This is a genomic window from Pseudoxanthobacter sp. M-2, from assembly GCF_046156265.1.
Taxonomy (GTDB): Bacteria; Pseudomonadota; Alphaproteobacteria; order Rhizobiales; family Segnochrobactraceae; genus CAMDHY01.
In genome coordinates, this window is sequence record NZ_JAWDIR010000022.1 from 286,998 (window position 1) to 301,044 (window position 14,047).

Sequence of the window (14,047 nt, forward strand, 5' to 3'; positions counted from 1 at the left end):
GCTGTTACGGCGGCGGCCTCCGCGCGGCCTCGCCCTATTCGCCGCCTTGGCCAGGGACGAGATAGGCGGAACCCGCCCTTTGCCGTCCGTGAGGATCGGCCTCGGGGGCCCCGATCAGGAGCGCGCCGCGCCCGTCGGCGCCGGACACCATCGCGAGGGACGTGCCGAATCCGTCGCCCGGATCGGCGGCCCGGATGGCGAATCCATCGAGACCGTCGATCGTCGCCGGTCCGAAGGTCCCGGCGCGGCGAACGTCACGTCCGTAGAGGATGAGGACCGTTCCCCGCTGGGTCCCCGAAGGTGACGACAGCGCGACATCCGCCAGTCCGTCATCGTCCAGATCGGCCACCTCGGACACCGTGAGGTTACCGGACAGGTTGAGAATCTGGTTGGTTGGCGGCACGCGCAGGTCGAGCGTCCCGCCGTAGCCGTCGGCACTTCCATAGATGAGCCGCGACTTGTAGACGGCACTGTCAACGAAGCCCGTGCCGGGCGAGGTCAGGATGTCACCGAGGCCATCGCCGTCGACGTCACCGCCGGTGATCCAGTTGCCGATCACCTGCTCGAACCAGCCGAGAATCCGGAAGCCGTAGCTGGCCGGATCGGCACTGGCGTCAAAGGTCGCCGGAAAAGCACCCTCGCGCCCATAGACGACATGGATTGCGCCGGTGATGTCCTCCTCGTCGTCGCCGCGGCGGACGACGCCGTTGGCACCGATTGCGACATCGTCGATCCCGTCCCCGTTGACGTCACCCACCCCGGCGACGCGCCGCGTCCCCTGATGCCCGAACGTCTGGACGCCGAGGAAGCGGAACCCGTCGCTGCCGGCGAGCGTGTCCCAGCTTTCGCGGCTGGCAAGGCCGACGCTGCCGAAGACGACAGCGGCATTGCCGCCGGAATCGACGATGAGATCGGCAATGCCGTCGTCGTTGACGTCGCCGGCAGCCGCCACGCTGTAGACGGTCTCGTCGAACTCGAGGACGGCCCCGTCCGCCTCGGCGAACGTGGCGAGGTCGAGGGTGGCCGGGAGGTCGGCGCCACCGAAAAGGATGTAGAGGCGGGCAGCGTCCGCCACGGCGACATCGGCGAAACCGTCGCCGTTCACATCGCCGAGGCCAGCGATCGGCCTCTCCAACCCGGGGCCTGGCGCCAGGATGGTTACGCCGCCGCCGCCGCCGAGGCTGCGGAGATCCTGTGTCGTCGGCCAGCCCTCGGTCGGGCCGAAAACAAGATGGGCGACGCCCCGATCGTCCACTCCCGATCGCGCCCTCGCCGCGATGAGGATGTCCTGGCGTCCGTCGCCATCGACGTCACCGGCCGCAGCGACCGAAGCCCCCGCGCCGCCTTCTGCCGCGGCCCCGTCAAAACGGTGGGCGCCCGCAGCGAAAAGATCCGCGAGGTCGACGGCGGCCGGCGCCGGCTGGACCGTCACTTCGAGCACGTCGCTGGTGCGGCCGGCGGCGCTCGCGGTGAGGCGGTGCACGCCGACCGGTAGGGCCAGCGCCGTCAACGCCCAGTTCCCGCCGCCGTCGGCCCTCGTGGTCGCGCGGATCCCGGCGCCGTCGCTCACCGTCACCCGCGCGAGCGGCGAGGCGGTCCCGGCGAAGCCCGGCTGCGGGTTGCGGGTAACGTTGTCGTCCGAGCGGCTGGTGTCCGACGACGGCGGAAGGTCGATGGTGACCGGCCGCGCGGCACTCTCGTCGGTTATGACCTTAACCGCAGCCGACAGGCCGCTCTGGTTGCCGGCGACGTCGGTCGCGAAGGACGAGAACCGGTAAGTGCCGGGAGAGAGCGGCGGCGCGGTGAACGACCAGCGCCCATCGCCGCCCGCTTCGGCGGTGCCGAGGATGGTCGATCGTTCCAGAATGCTGACGATCGCGCCGGCGGTCGTCCGTCCTCTGACGGTTGGCGTGGGAGTGTAGAGCCCGCCGCCCACGGCGAGCGTCGGCACCTTCGGCGGCATCGTGTCGACGACGGCTGTCACGGCCTCGGACATGGCCGTGCCGACCCGCGCCCGGAGCTTGTGCTTGCCGTCCCGTAGCGTCGGCAACGTCAGCGTCCAGGAGCCCAGTTTCGAAGCAGTCGTGGTGCCGAGCACCTTGACGCCGTCGAGGACGGAGACCTTCGCCCTTGGCTGCGCAGTACCGGCGACCGTCGGTGTCGCGTCCCTGGTTATCCCGTCGCTCGCCGAGGCGCCCGTGTCGGAACGTGGACGGATCATGATTGTCGGAGCGATGCGTGGACGCCCGGCTATTGGCAGGACAAGGCGCGAAGCTTCGCCGTTGCCGACCATGTCTGTGGCTCCTGCGACGAACTGATGCTCGGCAAAGGAGCGTTGAGGAGCGGGCAGCGACCAGGGACTCGTATCGATGGCCAGCGAGCTTTCGGCCTGCGCGGCTGTGCCGGCACCGCCGAGCGTCATGATGATGACGGGGGCACAGCCGGCAACGATCAGCTGCCTCGCCGTTCGCCAGACCTGCCTGGGACGATAGAGATGCAATGGACGCCTCTCGATGCCGCCGGGATGAGTGACACTCCCTGATTGCATCATCGTCCGGCCCGCGCCCGACGTCCATGGCGCCGCGGACCGTCGCGTCCGAGCAGGACTCGCTGCCGCCACCGCCGTCCGGATCAACGGACGGCGCCTCAACTCGGAAAGGCAGCGAGCGATCCCCGTGACGGATCAGGTCGGACGCAAAACCCGAGCGGCGCCAAACACAGCTCGGCGAGCAACCCCTATCACGCGATCTGTCGCGACGTCTCCCGCACCTGGCGGGCGGCGCTGTCGATCTGGTGGGTGGAGGCGGCGACGGTGGTCAGGTTCTGCATCACCGTCTCGACGCCCTGCGCGGCCGACTGCATGTTCTGCGAGACGCTGCGGGTGACGTGCGCCTGCGTCTCGACGGCGGCGGCGATGCCCGTCGAGATCGTGTTGATCTGGTCGACGCGCTCGGCGATCGCGGCGAGCGCGCGGACGGCCTCGTCGGTGGCGCCCTGGACGGCGGCGATCTGCGCCCCGATCTCTCCGGTCGCCGTCGCCGTCTGTGTGGCGAGGCTCTTCACTTCCGAAGCCACCACAGAGAAGCCGCGGCCGGCATCGCCGGCGCGCGCGGCCTCGATGGTGGCGTTGAGGGCGAGCAGGTTCGTCTGGGAGGCGATGGTCTCGATCAGCCCGAGAATGGTACCGATCGTCCGCGCCGCCTCGGCGAGGCCGCCGACGATCCGATGGGTCCGCTCGCCCGCCGCGACCGTCTCGCGCGTGACTCCCAACGCACGGTCGACCTGACCGCGGATCTCCTCGACGGAGCGGGCGAGGGCCTCGGCTCCCGAAGCGACCGCCCGCACGTCTGCGAAAGCGCGGCTCGAGGCCTCGGCGGCATCCGTCGCCTGGCGGTTGGTGTCGGTGATCTCGGCCGAGATGTTGCCGAGGTCGGCGTCGATGGTCTTCTGGATGGCCGCCCGCCGCATCCGGTCGGAGACTTCGGCGGTGATGTCGGTGGCGAACTTGACGACCTTGATGACATGGCCGGACGCATCGACGATCGGGGTGTAGGCGGCCTGGATCCAGACGTCGCGGCCACCCTTGCCGACACGCTTGAACTCGGCGGACTGGGAGCGGCCGGCACGCAGTTCGTCCCAGAACCGGCGGTAGGCGGCCCCGCCCCGCTCGGCCGGGTCGACGAACATCTCGTGGTGGCGGCCGACGATCTCGCCGAGGGAGTAGCCGAGCGTGCGCAGGAAGTTCTCGTTGGCGTCTGTGACGATGCCGTCGGGGGTGAAGTGGATGACCGCCTGGGAGCGATTGATCGCGGCGATCTGGCCTTCCCAGTCCGCGGCGCGCCGCTTCTGCTCGGTGACGTCCGAGGCGACCTTGACGACCTTGACGACGCGCCCACCGGCGAGGATCGGATTGTAGCTCGCCTGGATCCAGACCTCGCGGCCGCCCTTGGCGATGCGCAGGAATTCCGCGGAACGATACTCACCGCGTGCGAGAGCCGCCCAGAACTCGCCATAGGCGGCGGAGTCGCGCTCCTCCGGCGTCACGAACTGCCGGTGGTGTCGGCCAACGACCTCCGACAGCTCGTAGCCCATCAGGCCGAGAAAGTTGGCGTTGGCGGCGCGAACAGTACCGTCGACGTCGAACTCGATGATGGCGAGCGAGCGGTTCAGCGCCTCGATTGTCCGCTGCGCGTCACGGCACCCACTTGAATTGAACATGTCGCCCGCCCGGCCTCCGGTCCTCACCTAGAGAGATGTTCACCGATGGAGCTTGCGCGGCGCTGGCTTCTCGTCCGGCACGGCGCCTCGTCACGACGCAGGGACAGCCGTGCCGGAGGCGAACGCGAAACCCGGGAGCGGCTGCGGGCCACCCCCGGGTTCCAGGTCTGCATGGGCTGCCGATCGCCACGACCGGCAGCCATCGCGATCAGGCGTCGAAGCGGTCGGCGTTCATCACCTTCGTCCAGGCGGCGACGAAGTCGTGGACGAACTTCTCGCGGTTGTCGTCCTGGGCGTAGACCTCGGCATAGGAGCGCAGCACCGAGTTCGAGCCGAAGACGAGGTCGACGCGCGTGGCGGTCCACTTGGTCACGCCGGTCTTGCGGTCGCGCACCTCGTAGAGGTTCTCGCCCGTCGGCTTCCACGTGTAGGCCATGTCGGTGAGGTTGACGAAGAAGTCGTTCGTCAGCGCGCCGACGCGGTCGGTGAAGACGCCGTGGGCGGAGCCGCCGTGGTTGGCGCCGATGACGCGCAGGCCGCCGACGAGCACCGTCATCTCCGGGGCCGTCAGACCCATGAGCTGGGTGCGGTCGAGCATCAGTTCCTCGGCGCTGACCGCGTAGCGGTCCTTCAGCCAGTTGCGGTAGCCGTCGTGGACGGGCTCGAGCACCTCGAAGGAGTCGACGTCGGTCTGCTCCTGGGTGGCGTCGCCGCGGCCGGGCGTGAACGGCACCGCGACGGTGACGCCGCCGGCCTTCGCCGCCTGCTCGATGCCGACATTGCCGGCGAGCACGATGACGTCGGCGAGGCTCGCGCCTGTCGCCGCCGCGATCGGCTCGAGCACCGAGAGCACCCGGGCGAGACGCGCCGGCTCGTTGCCGGCCCAGTCCTTCTGCGGGGCGAGGCGGATGCGCGCGCCGTTGGCACCGCCGCGCATGTCCGAGCCACGGAAGGTGCGGGCGCTGTCCCAGGCGGTGGTGACCATGTCGCTGACCGACAGGCCGCTCGCCGCAATCTTCGCCTTCACCGCCGCGACGTCGTAGTCACGCCGGCCGGCCGGGACCAGGTCCTGCCAGATCAGGTCCTCGGCCGGAACGTCCGGGCCGACATAGCGGACCTTCGGGCCCATGTCGCGGTGGGTCAGCTTGAACCAGGCGCGGGCGAACACCTCGGAGAAGTAGGCCGGATCCTTGTGGAAGCGCTCGGAGATCTGGCGATAGATGGAATCCATCTTCATCGCCATGTCGGCGTCGGTCATGATCGGGCTGCGACGGATCGAGGGATCCTCGACGTCGACCGGCATGTCCTCTTCGCGGATCGACACCGGCTGATACTGCCAGGCGCCGGCCGGGCTCTTCTTCAGCTCCCAGTCGTGGCCGAGCAGCATGTCGAAGTAGCCGTTGTCCCACTGGGTCGGACGGCTGGTCCAGGCGCCCTCGATGCCGCTCGAGACGGTGTCGCGACCGATGCCGCGGCCGGTCTTGTTGAGCCAGCCGAGGCCCTCGTCCTCGACGTCGGCGCCTTCCGGCGCCGGGCCGAGGAGCGCGGCGTCACCGTTGCCGTGGCACTTGCCGACGGTGTGGCCGCCGGCGGTGAGCGCGACGGTCTCCTCGTCGTTCATCGCCATGCGGGCAAAGGTCAGGCGGATGTCCTGGGCGGTGCGCAGCGGGTCCGGGTTGCTGTTGACGCCTTCCGGGTTGACGTAGATGAGGCCCATCTGCACGGCGGCCAGCGGGTTCGCCAGGCTGGTGCGGTCATCGCTGTCATAGCGGGTCGAGCCGAGCCACTCCTGCTCGTCGCCCCAGTAGACGTCCTTTTCCGGGTGCCAGATGTCCTCGCGGCCGAAGCCGAATCCGAAGGTCTTCAGGCCCATCGACTCGTAGGCCATGTTGCCGGCGAGCACGATGAGATCGGCCCAGCTGATCCTGTTGCCGTACTTCTTCTTGATCGGCCAGAGCAGGCGGCGGGCCTTGTCGAGGTTGACGTTGTCCGGCCAGGAATTGAGCGGGGCGAAGCGCTGGTTGCCGGTGCCGGCACCGCCGCGGCCGTCCGCGACGCGGTAAGAGCCGGCCGCGTGCCAGGCCATGCGGATCATCAGTCCGCCGTAGTGGCCCCAGTCGGCCGGCCACCAGGGCTGGCTGTCGGTCATCAGGCCCTTGAGATCGCGCTTCAGCGCCTCGACGTCGAGCTTCTTGAGCTCTTCGCGATAGTTGAAGGCCCGCCCCATCGGGTCGGTCTTGGTGTCGTGCTGGCTCAGAATGTCCAGGTTGAGGGCATTCGGCCACCAGTTCATGCTCGAGGTGCTGACGTTGGTGTTGCCACCGTGCACGACCGGGCATTTGCCGACTACGATTTGATCGACGACGTTCATGTAGACCCCCGTCCTTGTTGAGCCTTGCGGCGTCTGAGCCGAATTGGCGTGGAGCCTTCTGGCGCGGCGCGCGGGCCTCGACGAGACCGGCGGCGGGCCGTGCCGGGACGACGCTCTTTTGGCCGTCCCTGCCCATACCCCATCTTTAGCAGAGCTCTGACATAAACAGAATTTGCATTTTCCAATCCCATTGATAGGTTTTGCAAATGATCGGCGTCACCATCAAGCACCTGCGCTACTTCGAGGCGCTCGCCCACCACGGCCATTTCAGCCGGGCGGCGGAGGCGTGTGCGATCTCGCAGCCGGCACTGTCCCTGCAGATCAAGGAGCTCGAAGAGATTCTCGGCGCCGCCCTGTTCGAACGCGGGGCGCGGCAGACCCGCCTCACCGCGCTCGGCCAGGAGTTCGTCGTGCGGGTCCGCGACATCCTGCGGGGTGTCGACGAGCTCGAGGACCTCGCCCGCGGCTCGTGCAGCCCGCTCGCCGGGCGCCTGCGCATCGGCGTCATCCCGACGGTGGCGCCTTACCTGCTACCGGCCGTGATCCGCCACCTCGCCGTCCGCTTCCCAGCCGTCGACCTCCGACCGCGCGAGGCGGTGACGCAGCGGCTGATCGAGGAACTGATGGAAGGCCGCCTCGACGCGGCGATCGTCGCGCTCCCCGTCTCGCAGCCCTCGCTGGTCGAGCAGCCGCTGTTCGACGAGGAGTTCGTGCTCGTCCGCCCGGCAGGCGACGCCGACCGGCCGGTCCCGGACGCCGAAGGCCTGCGCACCATGCGGCTCCTGCTCCTCGACGAGGGTCACTGCTTCCGCGAGCAGGCGCTCTCCTACTGCAAGGTGCCGACCACGCCGGGCGACCTGATCCAGGGCAGCGCCCTGTCGACCCTCGTGCAGATGGTCGGCGCCGGCATCGGCGTGACGCTGATCCCGCAGATGGCTGTGCCGGTCGAGACACGCTCGGCGCCGGTCTCGGTGGCGCGTCTGCCGGCGCCACGGCCGTCGCGGACGATCGGCATGGTCTGGCGCAAGAGCACGCCGCTGTCGTCGCAGCTCGCCGAGGTGGCCGAGACCGTCCGCCAGGCAGCTGCGGCGCCGGCGTGCCAGGCGGCAGCCGTCGAGCCGGCCGCCGCCTAGCGGTCGCCCGGCGCGGCCTTCGCCGCCGCCGTCGCCGCGCGGCGCGCCTTCAGCTTCTCGGCGCCGATCGCGCCGTTGCGCTCGACCATGGCGACGAGCGCCCGCGGGCTGGTGCCGAGGCGGCGGACGACCTTCCCGCGCTCGGGCGGCAGGTAGACCTCCACCGAACGCTTGCGGATCGCCTCGACGATGGCGGTGCCGACGGCGTCGGCCGTCATCGGCGTGCCGGCGAAGGCGAGCGCCAGGGCGTCGTCCTCGGCCTCCTTGTCGAGCATCGGCGTCTCTGTGGCGGTCGGATAGACGATGGTGAAGGCGACCGGTCCGCCTCGCTCCTCGAGCGCCAACGCGTGGTGGAAGGCGCGGAGCGCGTGCTTCGCCGCGGCGTAGGTGGCGAGCCCGGGGAAGGGAATGAAGGCCGTCATGCTGGAGACGTTGACGATGTGGCCTGCGCCCTGCGCCTTGAAGCGCGGCAGCACCGCCAGCATGCCGGTGACGGCGCCCATGAAGTTCGTCGTCATCGTTTGCGCGTGCCGCTCGAGGGACACGTCGCGCACATAGCCGGTGTGAACGATGGCGGCGTTGTTGACGAGGACGTCGAGCCGGCCGTGGCGGGCGAAGGCGTCGTCGAGCACGCCCGCCCAGCCGACCTCGTCGCGAATGTCGAGGCGGGCGGCACTCGCGGCCTCGCCGAGGCGGGCCGCGACGCTCTCGGCGCCGGCGAGGTCGATGTCGGCGAGGACGACCCGGTGCCCCGCCGCCACCGCCGCCCGCGCCGTCGCAGCGCCGATGCCGCTCGCGGCACCCGTGATCAGGATGACCTTGCTCTTCATCGCCTTCATGTCGCCCTCGTGTGCGGGACTTCGGATCGGCGCGAGGTCCCCGCGCCGGCAATGTGGAACAGACTGCGCGGCTGCCTACGCTGTCAGAAGTAGGTGCGGATGGCGCCGACGATGTCGTAGGCCTCGTCGACCAGGTAGAGGGCCCGCCACTTGTCGAAGGTGAGACAGGGGTGGGATACGCCGAAGGCGACGAGATCGCCGACCTGCAGAGGCGAGGACGCCGGCACCGTCAGGTGGCAATGCTGGTCGTTGAGGCGCGTCGCATGGGTGCCGTCGGCGATCGGCTGCGGCCGGTCCATGCTGCCGTCCGGCCGGAACCAGGCGAGCGGCACCGGCGGGTCGTCGTGGGAGACGTCGCGCTTGCCGAGCCCGGCGATCGCCTTGCCCGCCTCCGGGCGCGACTGCACGTAGGCCCAGACTTCCAGCGCCGGCAGAAGGCCGCCATCACGGTCGGCCAGCGCCGGGTCGCGCTCGCGCATGCCCTCCTGCGCGCGGACGTAAAGACCGCTGTCGTGGGTGATGTAGCAGCCCGATCGCAGCAGCACCCGCGTCGGACGACCGAGCCGCGCCGCCCTGAGCTTGTGCGCCACCACGTCGAAGTGCGACGAGCCGCCGGCGCTGAGGAGCACGGGATCTGCCGCGAAGAGCTCTTCGGCGTCGCAGCGCTCGGCAAGGGCGACGAGGCGGTCGAGGAAGTCCTCCACCAGGGACAGCGTCGCCGCGTTGCTCTCGCCGCGCAGCAGCCCTTCGAAGCCCTCGACGCCGGCGAGCGCCAAGGCGCCCGCGCTGCCGTGCACGGCGCGGGCGACGGCGAGCGCCTCGTCCACCGTGCGGCAACCGGTACGCCCGCCGGGATAGCCGAGTTCGACGAGCACCGTCAGCGGCCGTGTCAGACCGTGGCGGCGGGCCGCCGCCGCCAGCGCTGCGACGTTCGGGAGCGAATCGACGAGGCAGTAGAATTCGAAGTCGGGATGGTCGCGCAGGTCGCACATCACCTGATCGATGGCGCTGCGGCCGACGAGCTGGTTGGCGAGCACCAGGCGCTTGTGGCCGAAGGCGCGGGCGACCTGCAGCTGGTGCGGCGTGCCGACGGTCATCGCCCAGGCGCCGTCGGCGATCTGCAGGTCGAACAGCCACGGGCTCATCGTCGTCTTGCCGTGCGGGGCGATGTCGGCGCCGCAGTCGGCGAGGAAGCGGCGCATCCAGGCGCTGTTGTGCGAAAGCCGCTCGCGGCGGATGACCGCAACCGGCAGCGGCACGTCCTCGCGCAGCACGTTCCAGCCGAGGGCGGCGACCGCCTCGAGCGGCACGGCGCCGGCATCGGCGGGCACCGCCTTGTCGAGCGGTGTCAGCGGGGCTTCCGGCGACGGGGGAACGGCAGACGGCATGGTCGCATCCGGCTTCTGACGGCGTCGCGCGGCAGGATATATCCTATACGCACCGGCGCCAGCCCTCGCGGTCGAACTCTTTCGGTTCCCTCGGGTTGCACTGGGCGGGCGCCTCGACGAGGGTTGCGGCCGCGAGTGCGAAGGGTGAACCCGTCGTGCCGGCGAGGGAGGATATGGCGTGCTCAGTCCGTTCGAACGCGTGATCGATATCGACCTCGCTCTCGGCGAGGGACCGGTGTGGGACGAGGACCGGCAGGCGCTGTGGTTCGTCGACATCCTGGCGCCGGCGCTCTACCGGCTCGACTGGCCGTCGCGCGCCCTCACCCGCCACGGGATGCCGACCGAGATCGGCAGCCTCGGCCTCGCCGAGGGCGGGCGCCTCGTCGTGGCGCTGCGCAGCGGCGTCCACCTGTTCGACCCGCAGTCCGAAAGCCTGACGTTCCTCGTCCATCCGGAGCCCGAGCGGACGATGAACCGGATGAACGACGGCAAGGTCGGCCCCGACGGCTGCTTCTGGGTCGGCAGCATGCACGACAGCTCGCCGCGCCAGCCGACGGGCGCGCTCTACCGCGTCACGCCGGAGGGAACCTCGACCCGTGTCGTCGAGAACGTGCACGTCTCGAACGGCCTCGCCTGGGCCGCCGGCGGGCGAACGATGACACACGCCGATTCGACCACCGGGGTGATCACCGCCTACGACTTCGACCCCGCGACCGGCGCGATGTCGAACGCGCGCCGCCTCGCCCTTCTGTCGGACGCCGAGGGCCGACCGGACGGGGCGGCGATGGACATGGAGGGGTTCGACTGGAGCGCCGGCGTCAGCGCCGGCTGCCTCAACCGCGTCTCGCCGTCGGGCGACATCGAGCGCTTCCCCGTGCCGGCGCCGGCCCCGACGATGCCGTGTTTCGGCGGGCCAGACCGGCGGACACTGTTCCTCACCTCGCTCGCCCGCGAGACGTCGCAGGGTCGTGTGGCAGGTGCCCTCTTCGCCTGCACCGCCACTGTGACCGGCGTGCCAGTCGGACGCTTCGGCGCCCCGCCGACGCCATGAGCGCCTGAGCGCGGCCAGGACGCTCTGCGCAGCGTCCCCCTGCAGGCGGGCGCCGGTCTCCCAGGGGCCGGCGCTCAGGCCGTGTGGACGTCCCCCAGCGCGCTCTCGCTGCCGTCGCTGCCGCGCACGCGGATAACGACGGAACGACCCTCCTTGATGGCGGTCCAGGAGGCGGAGACTGCCGCCTCGAAGGCCGCCTCCTTGGTGACGTAGCGCATCGTCGGGTCGGACAGGCCGGCGACGTGGAAGGCCCCTTCCCCACCGCAGACGTCGAACATCGCAGGCTCCACGGGCATCTCCTTCGCTGGCTGCCAGGCAAGGCGAAGCGGCCGTGCCCTCCGGCGACAACGGAAGACCGGATCGCTGGTTCCGGCGCGAGATCGCCCGGCCTCTCGGGAACCATTCACGCCGAAAGAGGTTGGCGAACGGGGATGGGTGGACAGGTGCCCGCCGACGGGCGGGCTCTGGCAACCCAGTCGATGCGGCCAGCGGGTCGTTCAAACCGACCCGGCGCAGAGCGCCCATCGAGGAGATTTCCATGCATATCGTGACCGCGCTCGTTTTCGGCCTCATCGCGGTTGCGCTGCTGGGAGGTGGTGTCTGGCTCGCGGCGCTCGGGGGCAGCTGGTACTATCTGCTCGCCGGACTGGCGCTGGCCTTCGCCGCTGCCCTGGTGTGGCGGCGCGACACGCGTGCCCGCTGGGTCTACGCGGCGTTGCTCATCGGCTCGCTCGCCTGGGCACTGTGGGAGACCGGCCTCGACTGGTGGCCGCTCGCGACCCGCGGCGGTCTGATCGTCCTGCTCGGCCTGTGGCTGATGACACCCTGGGCGCTGCGCCGGCAGCCGGTGTGGACGTCCGGCGGCCGCATGCTGGCGATCGCGCTGCTCGCCTCCGTCGCGGTGGCCGGCGCCTCGCTCCTGAACGATCCGCACGATCGGCCGGGCACGCTCGCCCGGGCGGGCACGCCCTCCGACGCGCTTCCGGCCACGGACGCGGCCGGCGAGGAGTGGCCCCACTACGGCGGCACGCTCCTCGGCCAGCGCTATTCAACGCTCGACCAAATCACGACGGCGAACGTCGACCGGCTCGAGGTCGCCTGGACTTACCGCACCGGCGAGGTGCGCGGGCCGCGCGACGTCACCGAGACGACCTATCAGGTGACGCCGATCAAGATCGGCGACTTGCTCTATCTCTGCACCGCGCACAGCGTCGCCATCGCCCTCGATCCGGTGACGGGCGAGGAGCGCTGGCGCTTCGACCCGGCGGGCGGCTACGACCAGGACCGCCAGCACCAGACCTGCCGCGGCCTCGCCTACTTTGCCGCCGATACGGGTGCGGCTGCCGCCCTCGACGCGGAGGGCGCCCAGGCCGAGCTTCCCGCCGCGCCGCCGCCGGCGACCACAGATGACGAGGCCGCCGCCCCGCCCCCGACGGACGTGCCCCCGGTCGCAGCCGTCGCAGCCCTGACGTGCCCCCGGCGCGTCTTCCTGCCGACCTCCGACGCCCGCCTGATCGCGCTCGACGCCGAGACCGGCGAGCCGTGCCCGGACTTCGGCGAGGGCGGCACCGTCGATCTCTGGGCGAACATGCCCCACCAGCGCAGCGGCTATTACTATTCGACCTCGCCGCCGGTGGTGGCGCGCGGCCTCATCATCATCGGCGGCGCCGTCAACGACAACTATCACATCGAATCGCCCTCGGGCGTCATCCGCGCCTACGACGCGACGACGGGTGACCTCGTCTGGGCGTGGGATTCCGGCAATCCGGACCGGACCGAGCCGCTCGGGCCGGGCGAGACCTACACCGAGAACTCGCCGAACAGCTGGAGCATCTCGAGCGCCGACGAGACCCTCGGGCTGGTCTACATCCCGCTCGGCAACGCCACGCCGGACCAGGTCGGGATTGGCCGCAGCGAGGCGGTGGAGCGCTTCTCGTCGTCGGTCGTCGCCCTCGACATCGACACCGGCGCGGTGCGCTGGGTCCGCCAGACGGTCCACCACGACCTCTGGGACATGGACGTGCCGGCGCAGCCGTCGCTCCTCGACCTCTCGACGCCTGACGGCATCGTGCCGGCGCTGGTGCAGCCGACCAAGCAGGGCGAGATCTACGTCCTCGACCGGCGCACGGGCGAGCCGATCCTGCCGATCCGCCAGCTTCCGGCGCCGCAAGGTGCCGGCATCCCCGGCGACTTCACCGCACCCACCCAGCCGATCACGGACCTGACCTTCCGGCCGCCGGCGCTCACCGGCGCGGACATGTGGGGCGTCAGCCTGCTCGACCAGCTCTACTGCCGCATCCGCTTCCATTCGCTGCGCTACGAGGGCCAGTACACGCCGCCGTCCCTCGGGGGCACGCTCGTCTATCCCGGCAACTTCGGCGTCTTCAACTGGGGCTCGGTGGCCGTCGACCCGACGCGCGGCGTGATGTTCGGCATGCCGACCTATCTCGCGTTCACCGTCCAGCTCGTCCCGCACACCGACATCGGGCCCGACGAGACGGTCAACGCCGGCGAGCAGGGCCTGAACCTCAACGAAGGCGGCGACTACGGCGTCATCATGGGGCCGTTCACCTCGCCGCTCGGCCTGCCCTGCCAGGCGCCGCCGTGGGGCTTTGTCGCCGGCGCGAACCTCGCCACCGGCGAGATCGCCTGGCGCCACAAGAACGGCACCATCCAGGACGCCGGCCCGGTGACGATGCCGCCGCTGAAGCTCGGCGTGCCCGGCATCGGCGGCCCGATCATCACCGCCGGCGGCGTCGCCTTCCTGGGTGCAACCATCGACGACTACCTGCGCGCCTACGACCTCGACACCGGCGCGCAGCTGTGGTCGCACCGGCTGCCGGCCGGCGGCCAGTCGACGCCGATGACCTATTCGGTCGACGGGCGCCAGTACGTCGTCCACGTCGCCGGCGGCCACGGCTCGCTCGGCACGACGGCCGGCGACTACGTCATCGCCTACGCGCTGCCCGAGACGGGGGGATGAGCGACGGACTGGCCGGCGGTCGGATCGGGTAGCCGGGTTCCGGCGTTCGCGCGGACAAGCCTCG

At 70.5% G+C, this 14,047-nt stretch carries 9 protein-coding genes; 3 read left to right on the forward strand and 6 right to left on the reverse strand.

All coding sequences use genetic code 11. The features are described 5' to 3' along the window. Window positions 1–34: 34 nt before the first annotated feature. The 3 genes from RUR49_RS13040 to katG form a co-directional block, all read right to left on the reverse strand. Window positions 35–2,500 (reverse strand): Ig-like domain-containing protein, encoded by a 2,466-nt coding sequence (locus tag RUR49_RS13040; protein WP_409146810.1) that lies wholly within the window; start codon window positions 2,498–2,500, stop codon window positions 35–37. A 239-nt stretch (window positions 2,501–2,739) separates the two neighbouring features. Next, on the reverse strand, window positions 2,740–4,218 hold the full coding sequence (locus RUR49_RS13045; RefSeq protein ID WP_409146811.1) for a PAS domain S-box protein: 1,479 nt from the start codon (window positions 4,216–4,218) through the stop codon (window positions 2,740–2,742). Between the two features lie 208 nt (window positions 4,219–4,426). Continuing rightward, window positions 4,427–6,589, reverse strand: a complete 2,163-nt coding sequence (gene katG, locus RUR49_RS13050; protein WP_409146812.1) for a catalase/peroxidase HPI — start codon at window positions 6,587–6,589, stop codon at window positions 4,427–4,429. 206 nt (window positions 6,590–6,795) lie between these two features. On the opposite strand from katG, the gene RUR49_RS13055 reads away from it, so the two are divergent. Beyond that, window positions 6,796–7,722 (forward strand): LysR substrate-binding domain-containing protein, encoded by a 927-nt coding sequence (locus RUR49_RS13055; protein WP_409146813.1) that lies wholly within the window; start codon window positions 6,796–6,798, stop codon window positions 7,720–7,722. Here the strand turns inward: RUR49_RS13055 and RUR49_RS13060 are convergent. Beyond that, a complete protein-coding gene (locus tag RUR49_RS13060) occupies window positions 7,719–8,561 on the reverse strand; it encodes an SDR family NAD(P)-dependent oxidoreductase (RefSeq protein WP_409146814.1) in 843 nt (280 codons plus the stop codon). The two genes, RUR49_RS13055 and RUR49_RS13060, sit on opposite strands and share 4 nt — an antisense overlap. An 83-nt stretch (window positions 8,562–8,644) precedes the next feature. Further along, on the reverse strand, window positions 8,645–9,949 hold the full coding sequence (locus RUR49_RS13065) for an amino acid deaminase (protein WP_409146815.1): 1,305 nt from the start codon (window positions 9,947–9,949) through the stop codon (window positions 8,645–8,647). Window positions 9,950–10,127: 178 nt separating this feature from the next. Between RUR49_RS13065 and RUR49_RS13070 the strand changes: the two genes are divergently transcribed. Next, on the forward strand, window positions 10,128–11,000 hold the full coding sequence (locus tag RUR49_RS13070; RefSeq protein WP_409146816.1) for an SMP-30/gluconolactonase/LRE family protein: 873 nt from the start codon (window positions 10,128–10,130) through the stop codon (window positions 10,998–11,000). Between the two features lie 74 nt (window positions 11,001–11,074). On the opposite strand, the gene RUR49_RS13075 is transcribed toward RUR49_RS13070, so the two are convergent. Further along, on the reverse strand, window positions 11,075–11,278 hold the full coding sequence (locus tag RUR49_RS13075) for a hypothetical protein (RefSeq protein WP_409146817.1): 204 nt from the start codon (window positions 11,276–11,278) through the stop codon (window positions 11,075–11,077). Between the two features lie 260 nt (window positions 11,279–11,538). Between RUR49_RS13075 and RUR49_RS13080 the strand changes: the two genes are divergently transcribed. After that, complete coding sequence (locus RUR49_RS13080; RefSeq protein ID WP_409146818.1) at window positions 11,539–13,983, forward strand: membrane-bound PQQ-dependent dehydrogenase, glucose/quinate/shikimate family; 2,445 nt, start codon at window positions 11,539–11,541, stop codon at window positions 13,981–13,983. The last annotated feature ends 64 nt before the right edge of the window (window positions 13,984–14,047 follow it).

Excerpts from the sequence above, each read along its gene's own strand:
- RUR49_RS13045 (WP_409146811.1), bottom strand. The coding sequence starts at position 4,218 with ATGTTCAATTCAAGTGGGTGCCGTGACGCGCAGCGGACAATCGAGGCG.
- katG (WP_409146812.1), bottom strand. The coding sequence starts at position 6,589 with ATGAACGTCGTCGATCAAATCGTAGTCGGCAAATGCCCGGTCGTGCAC.
- RUR49_RS13055 (WP_409146813.1), top strand. The coding sequence starts at position 6,796 with ATGATCGGCGTCACCATCAAGCACCTGCGCTACTTCGAGGCGCTCGCC.
- RUR49_RS13060 (WP_409146814.1), bottom strand. The coding sequence starts at position 8,561 with ATGAAGGCGATGAAGAGCAAGGTCATCCTGATCACGGGTGCCGCGAGC.
- RUR49_RS13065 (WP_409146815.1), bottom strand. The coding sequence starts at position 9,949 with ATGCCGTCTGCCGTTCCCCCGTCGCCGGAAGCCCCGCTGACACCGCTC.
- RUR49_RS13075 (WP_409146817.1), bottom strand. The coding sequence starts at position 11,278 with ATGTTCGACGTCTGCGGTGGGGAAGGGGCCTTCCACGTCGCCGGCCTG.
- RUR49_RS13080 (WP_409146818.1), top strand. The coding sequence starts at position 11,539 with ATGCATATCGTGACCGCGCTCGTTTTCGGCCTCATCGCGGTTGCGCTG.